This is a genomic window from Hubeiibacter jixunmingi (assembly GCF_041928215.1).
Taxonomy (GTDB): domain Bacteria; phylum Pseudomonadota; class Gammaproteobacteria; order Pseudomonadales; family Moraxellaceae; genus Acinetobacter.
Map to the genome: position 1 here is coordinate 1 of NZ_JBHFHK010000058.1, position 15,096 is coordinate 15,096.

A 15,096-nucleotide genomic window follows, 5' to 3' on the forward strand; every position below is an offset into this window, starting at 1 on the left:
CGTTTAGATTGTATTGATACCCTGTTCTTCTATTTTATGTGGATTTGTGCCATTTATTAATTTCTTTTGCTATAGCATATACCATCAAATTACCATTACTAATATCAGTTTTACCTGTAACGACCAATTTACCATAGCCATCATTGAATGATACTTTTTTATCGTCATTCCAATCTAATAAGCCAATTACTAAGTTTTCGCCTTGCATAACATAGTCGCCGTTTAATTTAAGCGTACCATTTAATATCAAAAGGTCACCTTTAAATTGTTTACTTTTCATATCCATCTCAAGTGTGCCATAGCCATATTTACCAAAGCCATGAGATGCATCAACATTATTAAAGTCAAGAGATTTAATATTTCCTGTAATCACAGCATTTGGATTAATACGCACATGATTAATGGTCGTTGGTAAATATTTTAAATTAGTAACAGCAAAAGTAATACCTTTTTCACCTAATTCAATTTTATTATTCGCAGTAAAATTTTCAAATAAGTTAGACTGATCTGTATCCAGTGAAATTTCACCGCCATTAATATATACATCAGATTGCTGTGCATTAACATCACGTCGAATTTGTTTTACATTTATTTCAGCAAGAAAATCATTACTATCTCCTACTAGATTAAGCTTACCTTTACCTTGGTTGCCAACTGTAATTGTATCAGCATAAATTGCTGTACCGATAATATTTAACTCACCTATACCTGTATTCTGATTTCCAATAACCATATCACCAAGCCGAATGAGACCCACAGCATATGGACTCATTTGATTCAAATTCACTTGACCAGCACCTTTGTCTCCAATAATAAAATTATTTGTATGTAAGTGACTATAGCCATTCATGCTAAATTTTCCATTCGAAGTATTTTCCATACCTACAATAATCTGTTTAGCTGAAACATATACCGCTTTAGATGCTGGATCAGATGTTTTTCGTGTTGAAGTAAAATTTAGTTCTGCTGTGCCAGCAACGCCAATACCAATTGCATTAGTTGCTATAAGATTTGCATTATTCATATTCAATGTTGCATGGCTATTTGTATCTACTGCCATCGTCAATTGATTTGAATTAACAAGCGAATCATTATTCAGATTTAAAGTTCCATTACCCTTAAAACCAACTACCAGTTCTTCACCAGCATTTAATGTTGTTTTATCTAGTGTCCCTGAACCTTGACTGCCTTTTTCAAAACCAAAACGCACATATTTACTCGCATCAATTTTTGCATTATTTGCCGTGAGCGTACCTGTTGTTTTATTGCCTGTATTAAATTCTGTAGCGTGTAATTTAGCACTATCAATAGTTATCGCACCGTCATTTTGTGCTGTGCCTGTCGCATTTACGCTTGCACTATCTTTAATGGTTGCTTGTGAGCCTGTATTATAATAATCCTGTACATTTAAAATTGTACTACTGCCTGAAACCGTGTCATTTGCCACTTGATAAGGTGAAGTGGTAATTGTTGTTGTCCCACTGGTATAATCCACCGCCATCGCTGCTGAACTACTTACCATTGCTACAGCAAGGGTTAATGCTTTGATTGATTTTGATTTTCCATTAGATTTAGCAAGTTCACTAACACATTGCCATACATTTAATGCACGATTAAAAATTACGCGGTAAACCTTATTTATTGTTTATTTCCTAAAAAAAAGCTACAAAAAGCATGATAAATTTAACATAAATGAAGATAAAATGGAATAAATTTTGCACTAACGAACACAGTAAAATGCCCACATTATGGATAATGTGGGCATTAATTTTTATTGAGAGTGACTTTTTTGAATCAGTTTACACCGCATCCGAGCCTGTTTCACCTGTACGGATACGAATCACTTGTTCAAGATTGCTGACAAAGATTTTACCATCACCAATCTTACCTGTGCTTGCCACACTCATGATGGCTTCGATCACGTTATCCACCATGTCATCTTGTACTGCAATTTCGATTTTGACCTTAGGTAAAAAATCCACCACGTATTCCGCACCACGATACAACTCGGTATGCCCTTTTTGACGCCCAAAGCCTTTGACTTCGGTTACAGTAATACCTTGTACACCAATATCTGATAATGCTTCACGCACATCATCAAGTTTGAATGGTTTTACAATCGCTGTCACAAGTTTCATGTTATTTTTCCTAAGGGTTGCATTAATCTGATTTGAACTGATTTTTAAATTTAAATCAAGCCCGATAAAATAAAAATACAGCACAAATTGTGCCATGTTTTGATTTTGGATTTTTTTGGCAATCGTTTTGCTAATTATGACGATTTATTGTATCTTTAAAGGCGAACCGATAACTTTGGAAAACTGCAATGACGACTTTATTTGATACAGCAATTGATGCATTAAAACAACAACTTAATACGCCAAAGCAAGACTTGGAAAAAAACCTACGTGCCATTTTAAACGAAATGGTGGAAAAAATGGATTTAGTCAGCCATGAACAAATGCAACGTCAGCAACAAGCCCTTGCCAATGCTCAAGCACGTATTAGCGAGTTGGAACAAAAATTTCAACAACTACAACAAAATCAAAAGGATAATTAATCAAATTCGCGTGTAAGACATCAATATAAGGAAATATGAAATGAGCTTTGCCAAGATTTTTACTCGTAGTGTATTGGGGTTAAATGCCCCACAAATTGAAGTGGAAGTGCATGCTAGCCAAGGCCTGCCAGCCGTCACCATGGTCGGTTTGCCCGAAGCTGCCGTGCGTGAAAGTAAAGACCGTGTGCGTTCAGCGATTATCAATAGCAATTTTCAATTTCCTGCCAAGCGATTTACTATCAATCTTGCCCCTGCGGATTTGCCAAAAGATGGCTCACGCTTGGATTTGGCGATTGCTTTGGGCATTTTGGTGGCATCGGGACAGCTCCCACAAGATGCATTAGCACCATTTGAGTGCGTTGGCGAATTGGCATTGGATGGGCAATTACGTTCAGTGACAGGTATTTTAAGTATTGCTCATGCTTGTAAGCAAGCAGGACGGATTTTGATTTGCCCTGCACAGAATGCCAATGATGCAGCATGTATTCAAGGCTTAGACGTGTTGGCAGCTAATAGTTTGGCAGAAGTGTGTCAGCATTTATTACAACAACATCAACTGACTTTGCACCGTTATCAAGCACCGCCTGCTACACAGCAAGTCTTGGCAGATTTGGCAGATGTCAAAGGACAATTTAAAGCACGTCGTGCTTTGGAAATCGCCGCAGCCGGTGGGCATTCGCTATTATTTATTGGCCCTCCAGGTACGGGCAAGACCTTATTGGCATCTCGTTTACCAAGTATTTTACCGCCATTGGATGATGATGAAAGCATTGAAGTCGCCAGTATTTATTCCATCGCCAATATGCCGCATCAATTTGGCGTGCGTCCATTTCGTGCACCGCATCATACTGCATCCGCGGTGGCGTTGGTCGGTGGTGGCTCGCATCCCAAACCTGGGGAAATTACCCTTGCCCATCATGGCGTGTTATTTTTGGATGAATTGCCTGAATTTGACCGTAAAGTCTTGGAAGTATTGCGACAACCGCTCGAGTCCAAAAATGTCATCATTTCTCGGGCATCACGACAAATTGATTTTCCTGCCGATTTTCAATTGATTGCGGCAATGAATCCGTGTCCATGCGGTTATGCTTTTCACCAAGATAGCCGTTGTCAATGTTCGGCTGAAAGCATCAAACGCTATCGCAACCGTTTGTCAGGACCTTTATTAGACCGTATTGATTTGCATATAGAAGTACCGCCATTGTCCGCTCAAGAATTGCAACAGCAACAATCAGGCGACAGCTCAGCAAATGTGCGAGAACGTGTTTGGCACGCCCATCAACAACAAATGCAACGCCAAAATCAGCTTAATAATGCCCTAAGTCCACAGCATTTGGATAAGTTAGTACAGTTGGATGAACAAAGCCAAAAAGTCTTAGCAACGGCTCAAGAAAAATTACAGCTGTCCGCTCGTGCTTATCATCGTATTTTGCGTGTGGCACGTACCATTGCTGATTTGGCAGGCAGTGAGCAAGTACATACCGCCCATGTTAGTGAAGCCTTGTCTTATCGTCCGCAGATTTAGATGGGAAAATATTATGATGAAAAAATCTAAATTTCTATATCTAATTATACTGATACTACCGATTACTACACACGCTCAAGCAAAACCCATTCAACCACGAAAATTATCACCACAATCTTGTTTGGCATTTGCTCAGCAATATGGTGCGGTAACGACATTAAAAAATAGCTGTGATCAGCTTAATGACAAAGAGATTAATCAAAAAACTCAGCAATACTATCAGCAATGCCAACAATTGTTTCAGCAAACGCCTTTAAATTTAGCCATGTTAGAACGAGCTGCAAATAAAGGTGAAGAAAGTATTTTTGCTCAGTCTGTCGCAGGGCAATTATCTTGTGATAAAGCCATAAGAAAATATGCTCGGTTTTTCTAAATGTAAATTTAAATAAATAGCTGTACCATTTTTGCTATAAACTACATTGCCTTGATGAAGTTTATTGATGACATTGTGGCATTTCCTGTGGCGTATCAGTTTCTAAACTATCGACCCACTCTATAAATTCATTTAGGCTAATATGTAAGCCTGTCTGTTGAAAATCTTTATAGGCTTGCATGGCTCTGCCTTGCTCATTCTGATTATTGCTTACATCAAGCACATTTTTATTACAATCATTCATTTTCATTTCTCACAATTTAGCGGTTTCAAACGCTCATCGACCAAACTTTTCAGCATTGGATTACCCTGAGTATCCACTACTATTTCGGCATATTTTGCTTGTTGATAACAGCTTGCTAGACCTTCGGCAAACATAAAAGTTTCGGTGTTTGGATAGGCTTGAAAGACAGTGCCGTGAGGATTTTTCACTTTTAATGGTCGAGTATGAGCAACAGGTGTGGAATGACTAGCGACCAGTCTTTGTTCCGCATCAGTTTCAATATAAAGCATAAGATTTTTCTCTATCGGAACGAAACAACATGGTTTTTATTCCCTGTTTTTACTGTTTTATTATCATGATATTAACACGGCTATTTTTAGATAAATGTAAATTTTTAAAACAAAAAAGCCAAGTCTAAAATGACTTGGCTTTGATATATCAAGTGATAATGTGACGAATAGAATTACTTTTTGCCTTTACGCTTTTGTCCTTGCTCTCGTGGCGGTAATCCCGTATGTTGCGTCAAAATCTGTCCTTTATTTGGGCGTTTAGGAGCTTGATTTTGCTGCTGATTTTGATTGGTTTTTGGATTGCCCTGAGCTTGTCCACTACGCTTGACACTATCACCAGCTTTGCTTGAATTTTTCTTGCGTGCCGATTGGTATTCACCACCTTGACCGCCTGTACCTTGTGGTTGGTAAGTCGGAATCAAATGTTGTTTTGAATTACCAATCAAATCGGCACGTCCCATCTCACGCAAAGCATCACGCAATAACGGCCAATTGTTGGGGTCATGATAACGCAAAAATGCCTTATGCAAACGACGACGTTTTTCACCTTTGACAATATCCACATCTTCGCTATGACGTGCTACACGCGCCAATGGATTTTTGGCTGAATAATACATCGTGGTTGCGGTTGCCATCGGTGATGGGTAAAAGGTCTGCACTTGGTCTGCACGAAAGCCATTTTTCTTGAGCCAAATCGCCAAATTCATCATGTCTTCATCGTGCGTACCAGGATGTGCTGCAATAAAATACGGAATCAAATATTGCTCTTTGCCTGCTTCTTTACTAAAACGTTCAAACATTTGTTTAAAACGGTCATACGTCCCAATCCCCGGCTTCATCATTTTTGATAAAGGCCCTTGCTCGGTATGTTCAGGAGCGATTTTTAGATAACCACCGACATGATGCGTGACCAATTCTTTGACATATTCAGGATTGAGTACCGCCAAATCATAACGCAAGCCCGAACCAATCAAGATTTTTTTGATACCTTTGATCGCACGTGCTTTACGGTATAACTGGGTTAATGGGGCATGGTCAGTATGTAAGTTTTGACACACACTTGGGTAAACGCAAGAGGGCTTACGGCAATTTTTTTCAATTTCAGGGTCTTTGCAATGTAGGCGATACATATTGGCAGTTGGTCCGCCCAAATCAGAAATAATGCCCGTAAATTGGGGTGCAGTATCACGGATTTTTTCTACTTCACGCAAAATCGATTCTTCAGAACGGTTTTGGATAATACGTCCTTCATGCTCGGTAATCGAACAGAACGTACAACCACCAAAACAGCCACGCATGATATTGACTGAAAATTTAATCATATCAAAAGCAGGGAAGCGGGCATTGCCATAACTTGGATGTGGCAGACGTGCATAAGGCAAATCAAATACATAATCCATCTCTTCGGTAGAGAGTGGCAAGGTTGGCGGATTGAGCCAAACATCACGATCGCCATGGGCTTGTACCATGGCACGGGCATTACCTGGGTTGGTTTCGAGATGCAAAATACGATTGGCATGTGCATACAAAACACGGTCATTTGCCACTTGTTCAAAGCTTGGCATACGAATCACTGCACGCTCACGCGGTGGTAATTTATGCTTAATCGCTTTGGATGGTGTATGTTGTAATTGCACAATTTGTGTATCTTGTGGCAGTTCATCGCCTGCTTTGACGATAGGATTGGCAACCACATCTTTATTAAAATTTTGATATTGATTGCCCAAGGCATCTTTTTTATCTTGTTCAATCGAACAATCCGGCACATCTTCCATCATCACATAAGGATTGATAATGGCATCGACACGTCCGATGGTATCGACATCATTGCTGGCAATTTCTACAAATTCTGACTTAAGATGACGATTCGATTTATTTAAAATAAACGCAGTACCACGCACATCGACGATATTTTTAATATTTTCGCCTTTGGATAAACGGTGCATGATTTCAATCAAGGCACGTTCACCATTGCCATAGACCAATAAATCAGGCTTGGCATCCATCAAAATCGAACGACGTACTTTATCCGACCAATAATCATAATGGGCGATACGACGTAAACTGCCTTCGATACCACCCAAAATAATCGGCACATCAGGATAGGCTTCACGACAACGCTGACAATACACGGTAGCCGCTCGGTCTGGACGTTTATTCGGCTGATTATCAGGTGAATAGGCATCATCCGAACGAATTCTTCGATCGGCAGTGTAGCGGTTAATCATACTGTCCATATTGCCTGCGGTCACACCATAAGCAATATTTGGTTTGCCCAACGCTTTAAACGCTTCTGCTGAAGTCCAGTCAGGCTGAGCGATAATCCCCACACGAAAGCCTTGTGCTTCAATGGCACGTCCAATCACACCCGAACAAAAAGATGGATGGTCAATGTAGGCATCACCACACACCAAAATAAAATCACAGCTATCCCAGCCGAGCATGTCCATTTCTGCACGTGACATCGGTAAAAATGGTGCAGGCTCAAAACAGCTCGCCCAATATTTGTCATAGTCAAATATGGCTTTGGCGGTTTGGCGTTGTTTATAGGCGGTGGACATGGGGCGTACCTAGTCAAATATCAGCATGAAAGGTTTTCATTTTATCATGAAAGATTTTGTAAATGATGGATTTATAGCTGATTTCAGCGGGAATATTGACTTTTTATTTGCCATCACATCATCTTGTTAGCACAGTGTGTGGATGCAAACTTGTAGTGATTAAGAATATTTTATATTTTGTTAAAAAATACCAAAACTATATTTAAAAGCCAAAGATTCTTGTTATACTGAAAAAATCTTTGACTACCCCTTAAATACCTATGAGTAGGCGATCTGATTTAGAGATTCCCATAACATTGGCACATGATAATTTATCTACGCCAATCATTGATCACCACATATCAACAATAATAATCACAAATCCTTGTTTAAGGACAGCAGAAGGTAGGTATCACCATGCTCTTTGAATGGATGTCTGACCCGACAGCATGGGCAGGTTTGCTGACACTGATCGTACTCGAAATCGTTTTGGGTATCGATAACCTTGTGTTTATTGCCATTTTGGCTGAAAAACTTCCTTCAGAACAACGTGATAAAGCCCGTGTCATCGGTTTGAGTTTAGCCTTGGTGATGCGTTTAGGTTTATTGGCGTCGATTGCTTGGATGATGCAACTCAAAAATGAGCTGTTCCAAATATTTGATCACGGTTTCTCTGGACGAGATTTGATTTTGATTTTTGGTGGTTTGTTCTTATTGTTCAAGGGAACAATGGAGCTACACGAACGTATCGAAAGCAAGCCACATCATAAAGAAGATAAACCTATACATGCCGCATTTTGGGTAGTGATTGCACAGATTGTGGTGCTTGACGCAGTGTTTTCGCTAGATAGTGTGATTACTGCAGTCGGAATGGTAAAGCACTTAAGCGTAATGATGATTGCGGTGATTATTGCTATCGGCGTGATGCTGATCGCCTCAAAACCGCTGATGAACTTTGTTAATAAGCATCCAACTGTAGTGATTCTATGCTTGGGCTTTTTGATGATGATTGGTTTTTCATTGATTATTGAAGGCTTTGGTTTCCATATTCCAAAAGGCTATTTGTATGCTGCGATTGGTTTCTCGGTGATTATTGAGGCGATTAACCAAGCGACACGCCGTAATCGTGAAAAAATGATTACCACCACTGATTTGCGTTCACGTACGGCATCGGCAGTGATTCGCTTATTGGGTGGTAAAAATAATCAGCCTGAAAATGAACAACTGTCTGATACAGCAGATATTTTGGCAACCCAATCGTCTGCCAATGATGTATTTTCTGATGAAGAAAAAGGCATGATTCATGGGGTATTGACGCTTGCTGATCGTCCAGTTAAGTCCATCATGACACCACGTTCGGAGATTGAATGGATTGATATGGATGATGAGCAACTCAAAGAAAAATTATTGCAAATCGGACATTCTCGAGTCCTAATCGCGCGTGAGAACTTAGATGATTTGCAAGGTGTTGCCCCAACCCACAAGTTGCTCAATCATTATCTCGAAACAGGTCAGATGGATATTGAGCGTCATTTGATTAAACCATTGATTGTACATGAAAATATCAAAGTTTTGACTTTGCTTGAGCAATTACGTAATACGCCTATGCAAATCGCTGTGGTGTTAAATGAATATGGTTCAATCGAAGGCATTGCCACACCGATTGATATTCTCGAGGCGATCGCCGGTGAATTTCCAGATGAGCATGATGCCTTAGATGGCATTGATGATGAAGTGCAAGAAGATGGTAGTTTGCTGTTAGAAGGCTCAAGCGATATTCGTCATGTGTCATTATTATTAGAGCAAGATTTGGTTGATGAAAATGAAGAATATTCGACCCTGTCAGGCTTTTTGATGTGGCATCTTGGGCGTGTGCCACATGATGGTGAGTCAGTGCGAGTTGGTGATTTGCAATTTGTCATCCTGACTATGGACGGACAAAAAATCGATAAAGTACGTATCACACGTGATGGCGATGCAGTACAATTGACTACAGCTTAAATTTTGATTTAAGCGAACAAACCACGTTATGAAAATAGCGTGGTTTTTTGTTTTTAGACCAACAATCAAAATGACATGATTTATCTTCATTATTTTTTGTGATACAGTTTACCGATTTTCAGTGGTACATGGCACAATGAAATCATGAAAAACAATTTGGCAAAGGCATGCTACAGTATTCTATTCTTTTCTATGGCAAGTATCAGCCATGCCCAAAATTTGTATGATATAGACAGCTTGATGAAGCAAGCCGTGGCACAGCATCCAAGTGTGCAAGCATCCCAAGCCGAACAACAAGTCACCGCATTACAAGCCAGTATCGCCGAATATCAACAATATCCGAGTTTGACTGCACAAAGTCAATATAATCAACATAGTCAGCTTAGCCATCAAGTCAATTTACGGCAGCCTTTATGGTCGGGTGGGCAGATGACTGCCGATGTCTATGAGGCACATTATAAAGATTACGCCAGTAAAATGGCAGTATTGGAACAACAAAATCTCGTCGCTAAAAATACCATTGAAATTTGGCAAAGCTATGTTGAAGCACAAAGTCTGAAAATGGTCTATGCCGATGTCATTCGTGAGTTATTGCAATACAAAGAAATGATGCAACGTCGGGTCAATCAAGGCGTTTCTGCACCGATTGAATTAGAATTATTAGAAAATCGTTTACTTTTGGCACGTACACAATATGATGCCGCCACAGAACAACAAAAAATCGCCAAAGCAAGATTAAATTATTTGCTCAAAGATAATCAAATAGAAGATAAAGATTTTGATTTGGATTATATGCAAGCTTTGCTGAATAAAGCCCAATTGGATTTGGCGGAGATTGAAAAAAAGGTATTGGCTCAAGATGGTGGCAATAGTCTAATGCATCCAAGTTTATTTAAATCCAAATATCAAATCAAAGCCGCAGAACAAAGCATTAAATCTAGCGAGGCACAGATTTTCCCGACCATTTATACCCAAGTGGGTTATCAATATAATCCTGATGCAATACGCAAAAACGATACCCAAATCAGTATCGGCATGAGCTTTAGCACAGGAGCAGGCTTATCCAAATGGGTACAGCCAAAAATCGCCCAAGCACAGCTACAGACTTTGCAAGCCAATCAGTTGGCAACCCAACAACAGCTGTATGAAACCATGCAAACGCAATATCAGCAATTGATGAATAATTATCACCAAATCAAAGCGTTAAATCTTACCGTCACAGGTGCAAAAGCGGTGAGTGAATCTTATCAACGGCAATTTGTGGTCGGGCGTAAAACATGGTTAGAGGTGATGAATGCGGTACGAGAAGGTATGGATAATCAATCACAATTGATGCGTGCCGATATTTTATTTTTAGCCAATTATTATAAGCTCAAAGTTGATTTATCCATGTTACCTTGGCAGCAGCCATTGCAATGGGCTGAGCCACAGCCAAAACAAGCCATCAAAGATACCTTGCGTTATTTGCGTGATAGAACGCCATATATCCCACAAGGTGAAAGCCGATAACGTCATCTTTGCATGCAAATCAATCATTATGGATAATTTAAAATGATGCCAAATCAAAACACAACGCAAGATACAAGCAATCTAGCCACAGTAAATACAGCCAAAGAAAGTGACTTGCTACAAATTCAGCAAGCGATTTTATATAGCTTAAGACATTATGCCTATGCCATAGATCGGGTGGCGTTACAGCAGGCTTTGCAAAAGCATTGCCAAGTGAGCAATATTACTGAGCAGCACATCATAGCATTATTACGAGAATTAAATATTACTGGCGTCAGAGCCTTATCGCAATTTGACCCAACACAATTGCCTTTGATTGCCTATGTGCCACAACTGGGCTGGGGTGTGATTAGCCATCATATCGCCGAACAACAATATCAATTTAAAACCCCACAACAGCATTATGATTTAGACAGTGCCAGTTTTGAGCGTGTGATTGCCTTACAAGCACAGCATAGCCATGCTACGCAAGACAAAAGTAGCTTTTCACAGAAAATCACTGATAATCTTAAAAAATACCGTGGGGTGATGTTTGAGGCGATTATTGCGACTATTGTCATCAATGCCTTTGCTTTGGCGGTATCGCTCTTTTCCATGCAGGTCTATGACCGTGTGATTCCGACACGTAACGAATCGACATTGATTATCTTGGCATCGGGTGTGGGTTTGGTGATTTTATTAGAATTTGCCCTAAAACTTGCTCGCTCAAAAATCATGGATCGTTTGATTATCGGTTTGGATCAATCGCTATCGCAGCAAATTTATCAACGCTTATTGAGTATTCGTCTGGACAATATGCCAAGTTCGGTCGGTTCAATGGCAGCACAATTGCGTGGCTATGAACAAGTACGCAGTTTTTATACCGCATCGACTTTATTTACTTTGGTTGATTTACCGATGGGGGTGTTATTTATTATTTTGATTGCGGTGATTGGCTCGCCTTGGGTGGCGGTTGTGCCGTTGGTTGCTGCGATGATTGCGGTGGTATTGGGTTTTAGTTTTCGTCATAAAATGGATCAGGCTGCCAAACATGGTGCGATGGAATCTTATCTCAAAACAGGGCTGTTGGTGGAAACCGTAGAAGGCATTGAAACCATCAAATCGGGCTTTGGACAATATAAATTTTTATCCAATTGGATGTCAATTATCCAAAAAAATATCGCCAATGATATCAATATGAAACATCTGAATGACAATCTCAGCTATATCGTACAAACCTTACAACAGCTGAGTTATATTGGGATTGTGATTGTTGGTTCATTTGTGGTGATGGGCGGTAAGATGACCATGGGGGCGATGATTGCCTGTTCGATTTTGGGTGGACGGATTTTAAATCCAATCATGCAAATCCCTAATCTATTGGTACAAGCATCACACGCCAAAGCTGCCAAAGCCAATATTGATAAATTATTTGAATTAAAACAAGATAATGATGCCACGATAAAACCATTATTACCAAGTCAATTACTTGGACGTTATCAAGTGGAACATCTTAAATATCATTATCAAGGCAATCAACATACTGCACTGAATATTGAAAAATTAGAGATTAAACAAGGCGAACGTATTGCCATTCTTGGGGCGATTGGTTCAGGTAAATCGACCTTGCTGAAGATTTTATCAGGTCTATATATGGCAAAAGAGGGGCGAGTATTATTAGATGGCTTGGATATGGGACAAATTCATGCCAATGTTTTACAACAAAAAATCGGTTATTTACAACAAGATCATCGTTTATTTCAAGGCACATTAAGAGATAATTTATTGATTGGATTACCTGCACCGAGTGATGATGCGATGCACCAAATGCTAGAACGTACAGGCTTGATTCAATTGGTCAATCAGCATTCCAGTGGTTTGGATTTACCTATCAATGAGGGTGGTAAAGGGCTATCAGGTGGACAAAAGCAATTGTTGGCATTTTCACGTTTGATTTTAACCCAACCCGATATTTTATTATTAGATGAACCGACATCATCTATGGACAATCGCCAAGAGCAACGTTGTTTGCGAGTCTTGGCAGAAGAGTTGCAACGTGGGCAAACTTTGATTGTTTCGACTCATAAAATGAGCATCTTGCCTTTGGTAGATCGTATTATCGTGATGGAAGCAGGACAAATCATTATGGATGGCAGTAAGCAAGCGGTATTGGATCATCTTACAGGGAATAAATCATCATGAGCGACTTATCACTAAGCCCAGATACACAGCACAACAAGGCACGTTGGATGATTTGGTTGATTTTATTGTCATTGATTATTTTATTGGTGTGGGCATCCTTTGCCAAAATCAATCAAGTCACCCGAGCCAAAGCCACGGTGATTGCATCGGCACGCACCCAACAAGTACAAGCGATTGAGGGTGGTTTGCTGAAACAATTATTGGTCAAAGAGGGACAAAAAGTCGAAAAAGGACAATTGCTTGCGGTATTGGAAGAAGAGCGAGCCCAAGTCGCTGTCGATGATGCGGCACAGCGTGTTGCTGCCTTAAAAGCCAGTTTGGCACGTCTGGAGGCGGAGGTGTATCATCGTCCATTACGTTTTGATGCACAGACACAGGCATATCCAGAATATGTCAGCAACCAAACCGAGCTATATAAACGTCGTCGCCAAGCCATAGAAAGTGACATCGCTGCCTTGCAACAAAGTCTAAAGCTTGCCAAGCAAGAATTGGCAATGAATGAGCCATTATTACGATATGGTGATATTGCCCAAGCGGATATTATTCGTTTGCGTCGTCAAGTGGCTGATTTGCAAGCAGAAATTGCTAGTAAACAAAATAAATATCTACAAGATGCCCAAACCGAACTCACCAAAGTACAGGAAGAATTGGACGCAGAACAAGAAAAGCTCAAAGACCGCAACAAAGTCTTATCCGAAAAGCGTTTGCTTGCACCGATGGCTGGTTTGGTCAAAAATATCGAGATGAATACTGTCGGTGGGGTGATTCGTGCAGGTGAAACCTTTATGGAAATTGTACCAAGCGAGAGTGATTTAATCGTCGAGGCAAAAGTCAGCCCAGCCGATATTGCCTACGTGCGTGTGGGGCAAGACGCATCGGTTAAGCTTGATGCGTATGATTATTCCATCTTTGGTAGTTTGCATGGTCAGGTAACTTATATCAGTCCAGATACCTTATTTGAAAAAACGGCACAAGGTGAACAGCCGTATTATCGGGTACAAATCAAAATCGCAGGGGCAGAATTTAAAAAGCGGGAGCAAGAAATCATTGTTAAAGCAGGTATGACTGCCAGTGTGGATATTAAGGCATTAGAGCGGACGGTATTGTCTTATTTGACCAAGCCGATTACCAAGACTTTGGCTGAGGGCATGAAAGAAAGGTAATCGTTTTTACTATGATTCAATGATGTGTAAAAAACCTATTTCTTGGAAAGGGGAATAGGTTTGCATGTGATATTATCAGGAGGAATAAATGGTAGATGAGCGTTACAAAAAAATAGAAAAGAATGCTGAAAAGATAAAGATATAGGCGTAGATTTAGTATAGGGATAATCAATTGTTTTAAAAGGTATAACAGATAATCTAGGATAGAACCATTCGCTTAACCAATTTCAACAAGTTATTTAAGCCAATGATTTAGAAAACCTAGGAATTTCTTATGTTTGGATTAAGCGTAATTCTGATTTTGGGGTTATGTCTGGCAATAATTGTCGGAGCGACTAAGCTAGGTTATAAACTTGGACAGCGGGTTCATTATCCAAAATTAGGGGCATTTATCGGTTTTATGCTAACAATAGGCGGATGGATGGTGTATTGGATATATGAATTTATTTCTGTGCAATATACCGTACATCAATTATGTAAAGCAGATGGTGGAGTAACAGTTTATGTAACTCCTGAAGAATGGCGACAGCAGATTGGAGAGAAAGAATGGCTTGAAATGAAACCATTTACCAATGATGAAATTTATCAAACAAAAAATACACTAAAGTATTTTGAATTTGATGGTGTAATTTATAATCATTATGATAGCTCTACTTAGGGTGTGTTGACATACAAAGAAAATCAGTTATTCTGATTATATGAATAGACTAACACTTACTGATGCCCAATGG

At 39.7% G+C, this 15,096-nt stretch carries 13 protein-coding genes; 8 read left to right on the plus strand and 5 right to left on the minus strand.

Features of this window, described 5'->3' with window-relative positions:
* Positions 1–34 precede the first annotated feature (34 nt).
* Together ACEYX7_RS08760 and glnK are read right to left on the minus strand one after the other, a co-directional pair.
* On the minus strand, positions 35–1,642 hold the full coding sequence (locus ACEYX7_RS08760; RefSeq protein ID WP_374900453.1) for an ESPR domain-containing protein: 1,608 nt from the start codon (positions 1,640–1,642) through the stop codon (positions 35–37).
* 157 nt (positions 1,643–1,799) lie between these two features.
* Positions 1,800–2,138 (minus strand): P-II family nitrogen regulator, encoded by a 339-nt coding sequence (gene glnK, locus ACEYX7_RS08765; RefSeq protein ID WP_374805425.1) that lies wholly within the window; start codon positions 2,136–2,138, stop codon positions 1,800–1,802.
* Positions 2,139–2,326: 188 nt separating this feature from the next.
* On the opposite strand from glnK, the gene ACEYX7_RS08770 reads away from it, so the two are divergent.
* The 3 genes from ACEYX7_RS08770 to ACEYX7_RS08780 are packed head-to-tail and all read left to right on the plus strand — an operon-like array spanning position 2,327 to position 4,458.
* Entirely contained in the window at positions 2,327–2,560 is a 234-nt protein-coding gene (locus ACEYX7_RS08770; protein ID WP_374805423.1) for an accessory factor UbiK family protein, read from the plus strand.
* 40 nt (positions 2,561–2,600) lie between these two features.
* Positions 2,601–4,085, plus strand: coding sequence for a YifB family Mg chelatase-like AAA ATPase (locus ACEYX7_RS08775; RefSeq protein ID WP_374900446.1), 1,485 nt, complete (start codon positions 2,601–2,603; stop codon positions 4,083–4,085).
* 13 nt (positions 4,086–4,098) lie between these two features.
* Positions 4,099–4,458, plus strand: a complete 360-nt coding sequence (locus ACEYX7_RS08780; protein WP_374900447.1) for a hypothetical protein — start codon at positions 4,099–4,101, stop codon at positions 4,456–4,458.
* Positions 4,459–4,519: 61 nt separating this feature from the next.
* Here the strand turns inward: ACEYX7_RS08780 and ACEYX7_RS08785 are convergent, their stop codons facing one another.
* The 3 genes from ACEYX7_RS08785 to ACEYX7_RS08795 form a co-directional block, all read right to left on the minus strand.
* Positions 4,520–4,702 (minus strand): hypothetical protein, encoded by a 183-nt coding sequence (locus ACEYX7_RS08785; protein WP_374803652.1) that lies wholly within the window; start codon positions 4,700–4,702, stop codon positions 4,520–4,522.
* 2 nt (positions 4,703–4,704) lie between these two features.
* Positions 4,705–4,971: a hypothetical protein gene (locus ACEYX7_RS08790; RefSeq protein ID WP_374803654.1), complete on the minus strand. Its 267-nt coding sequence runs from the start codon at positions 4,969–4,971 to the stop codon at positions 4,705–4,707.
* 173 nt (positions 4,972–5,144) lie between these two features.
* Positions 5,145–7,532 carry a YgiQ family radical SAM protein gene (locus ACEYX7_RS08795; protein WP_374900449.1) on the minus strand — a complete coding sequence of 796 codons (2,388 nt, stop codon included), beginning with the start codon at positions 7,530–7,532 and terminating at the stop codon, positions 5,145–5,147.
* A 396-nt stretch (positions 7,533–7,928) separates the two neighbouring features.
* Here ACEYX7_RS08795 and ACEYX7_RS08800 point away from each other — a divergent pair, with 396 nt between their 5' ends.
* The 5 genes from ACEYX7_RS08800 to ACEYX7_RS08820 all read left to right on the plus strand — a co-directional run bounded on the left by ACEYX7_RS08800 (position 7,929) and on the right by ACEYX7_RS08820 (position 15,023).
* Positions 7,929–9,512, plus strand: coding sequence for a TerC family protein (locus ACEYX7_RS08800; RefSeq protein ID WP_374803658.1), 1,584 nt, complete (start codon positions 7,929–7,931; stop codon positions 9,510–9,512).
* Positions 9,513–9,656: 144 nt separating this feature from the next.
* Positions 9,657–11,021, plus strand: coding sequence for a TolC family protein (locus ACEYX7_RS08805; protein WP_374803660.1), 1,365 nt, complete (start codon positions 9,657–9,659; stop codon positions 11,019–11,021).
* Positions 11,022–11,063: 42 nt separating this feature from the next.
* The gene (locus ACEYX7_RS08810; protein ID WP_374900450.1) at positions 11,064–13,202 is read left to right on the plus strand and encodes an ATP-binding cassette domain-containing protein; all 2,139 of its coding nucleotides are present in this window, start codon (positions 11,064–11,066) and stop codon (positions 13,200–13,202) included.
* Entirely contained in the window at positions 13,199–14,365 is a 1,167-nt protein-coding gene (locus tag ACEYX7_RS08815; protein ID WP_374900451.1) for an HlyD family type I secretion periplasmic adaptor subunit, read from the plus strand. The genes ACEYX7_RS08810 and ACEYX7_RS08815 overlap by 4 nt, the downstream gene beginning before the upstream one ends.
* Positions 14,366–14,639: 274 nt before the next feature.
* Positions 14,640–15,023, plus strand: coding sequence for a hypothetical protein (locus ACEYX7_RS08820; RefSeq protein ID WP_374900452.1), 384 nt, complete (start codon positions 14,640–14,642; stop codon positions 15,021–15,023).
* The last annotated feature ends 73 nt before the right edge of the window (positions 15,024–15,096 follow it).

What these genes read in the sequence shown, in the direction of transcription:
- glnK (WP_374805425.1), bottom strand. Translation starts at nt 2,138, where the DNA reads ATGAAACTTGTGACAGCGATTGTAAAACCATTCAAACTTGATGATGTG.
- ACEYX7_RS08770 (WP_374805423.1), top strand. Translation starts at nt 2,327, where the DNA reads ATGACGACTTTATTTGATACAGCAATTGATGCATTAAAACAACAACTT.
- ACEYX7_RS08775 (WP_374900446.1), top strand. Translation starts at nt 2,601, where the DNA reads ATGAGCTTTGCCAAGATTTTTACTCGTAGTGTATTGGGGTTAAATGCC.
- ACEYX7_RS08780 (WP_374900447.1), top strand. Translation starts at nt 4,099, where the DNA reads ATGATGAAAAAATCTAAATTTCTATATCTAATTATACTGATACTACCG.
- ACEYX7_RS08785 (WP_374803652.1), bottom strand. Translation starts at nt 4,702, where the DNA reads ATGAATGATTGTAATAAAAATGTGCTTGATGTAAGCAATAATCAGAAT.
- ACEYX7_RS08790 (WP_374803654.1), bottom strand. Translation starts at nt 4,971, where the DNA reads ATGCTTTATATTGAAACTGATGCGGAACAAAGACTGGTCGCTAGTCAT.
- ACEYX7_RS08795 (WP_374900449.1), bottom strand. Translation starts at nt 7,532, where the DNA reads ATGTCCACCGCCTATAAACAACGCCAAACCGCCAAAGCCATATTTGAC.
- ACEYX7_RS08800 (WP_374803658.1), top strand. Translation starts at nt 7,929, where the DNA reads ATGCTCTTTGAATGGATGTCTGACCCGACAGCATGGGCAGGTTTGCTG.
- ACEYX7_RS08805 (WP_374803660.1), top strand. Translation starts at nt 9,657, where the DNA reads ATGAAAAACAATTTGGCAAAGGCATGCTACAGTATTCTATTCTTTTCT.
- ACEYX7_RS08810 (WP_374900450.1), top strand. Translation starts at nt 11,064, where the DNA reads ATGATGCCAAATCAAAACACAACGCAAGATACAAGCAATCTAGCCACA.
- ACEYX7_RS08815 (WP_374900451.1), top strand. Translation starts at nt 13,199, where the DNA reads ATGAGCGACTTATCACTAAGCCCAGATACACAGCACAACAAGGCACGT.
- ACEYX7_RS08820 (WP_374900452.1), top strand. Translation starts at nt 14,640, where the DNA reads ATGTTTGGATTAAGCGTAATTCTGATTTTGGGGTTATGTCTGGCAATA.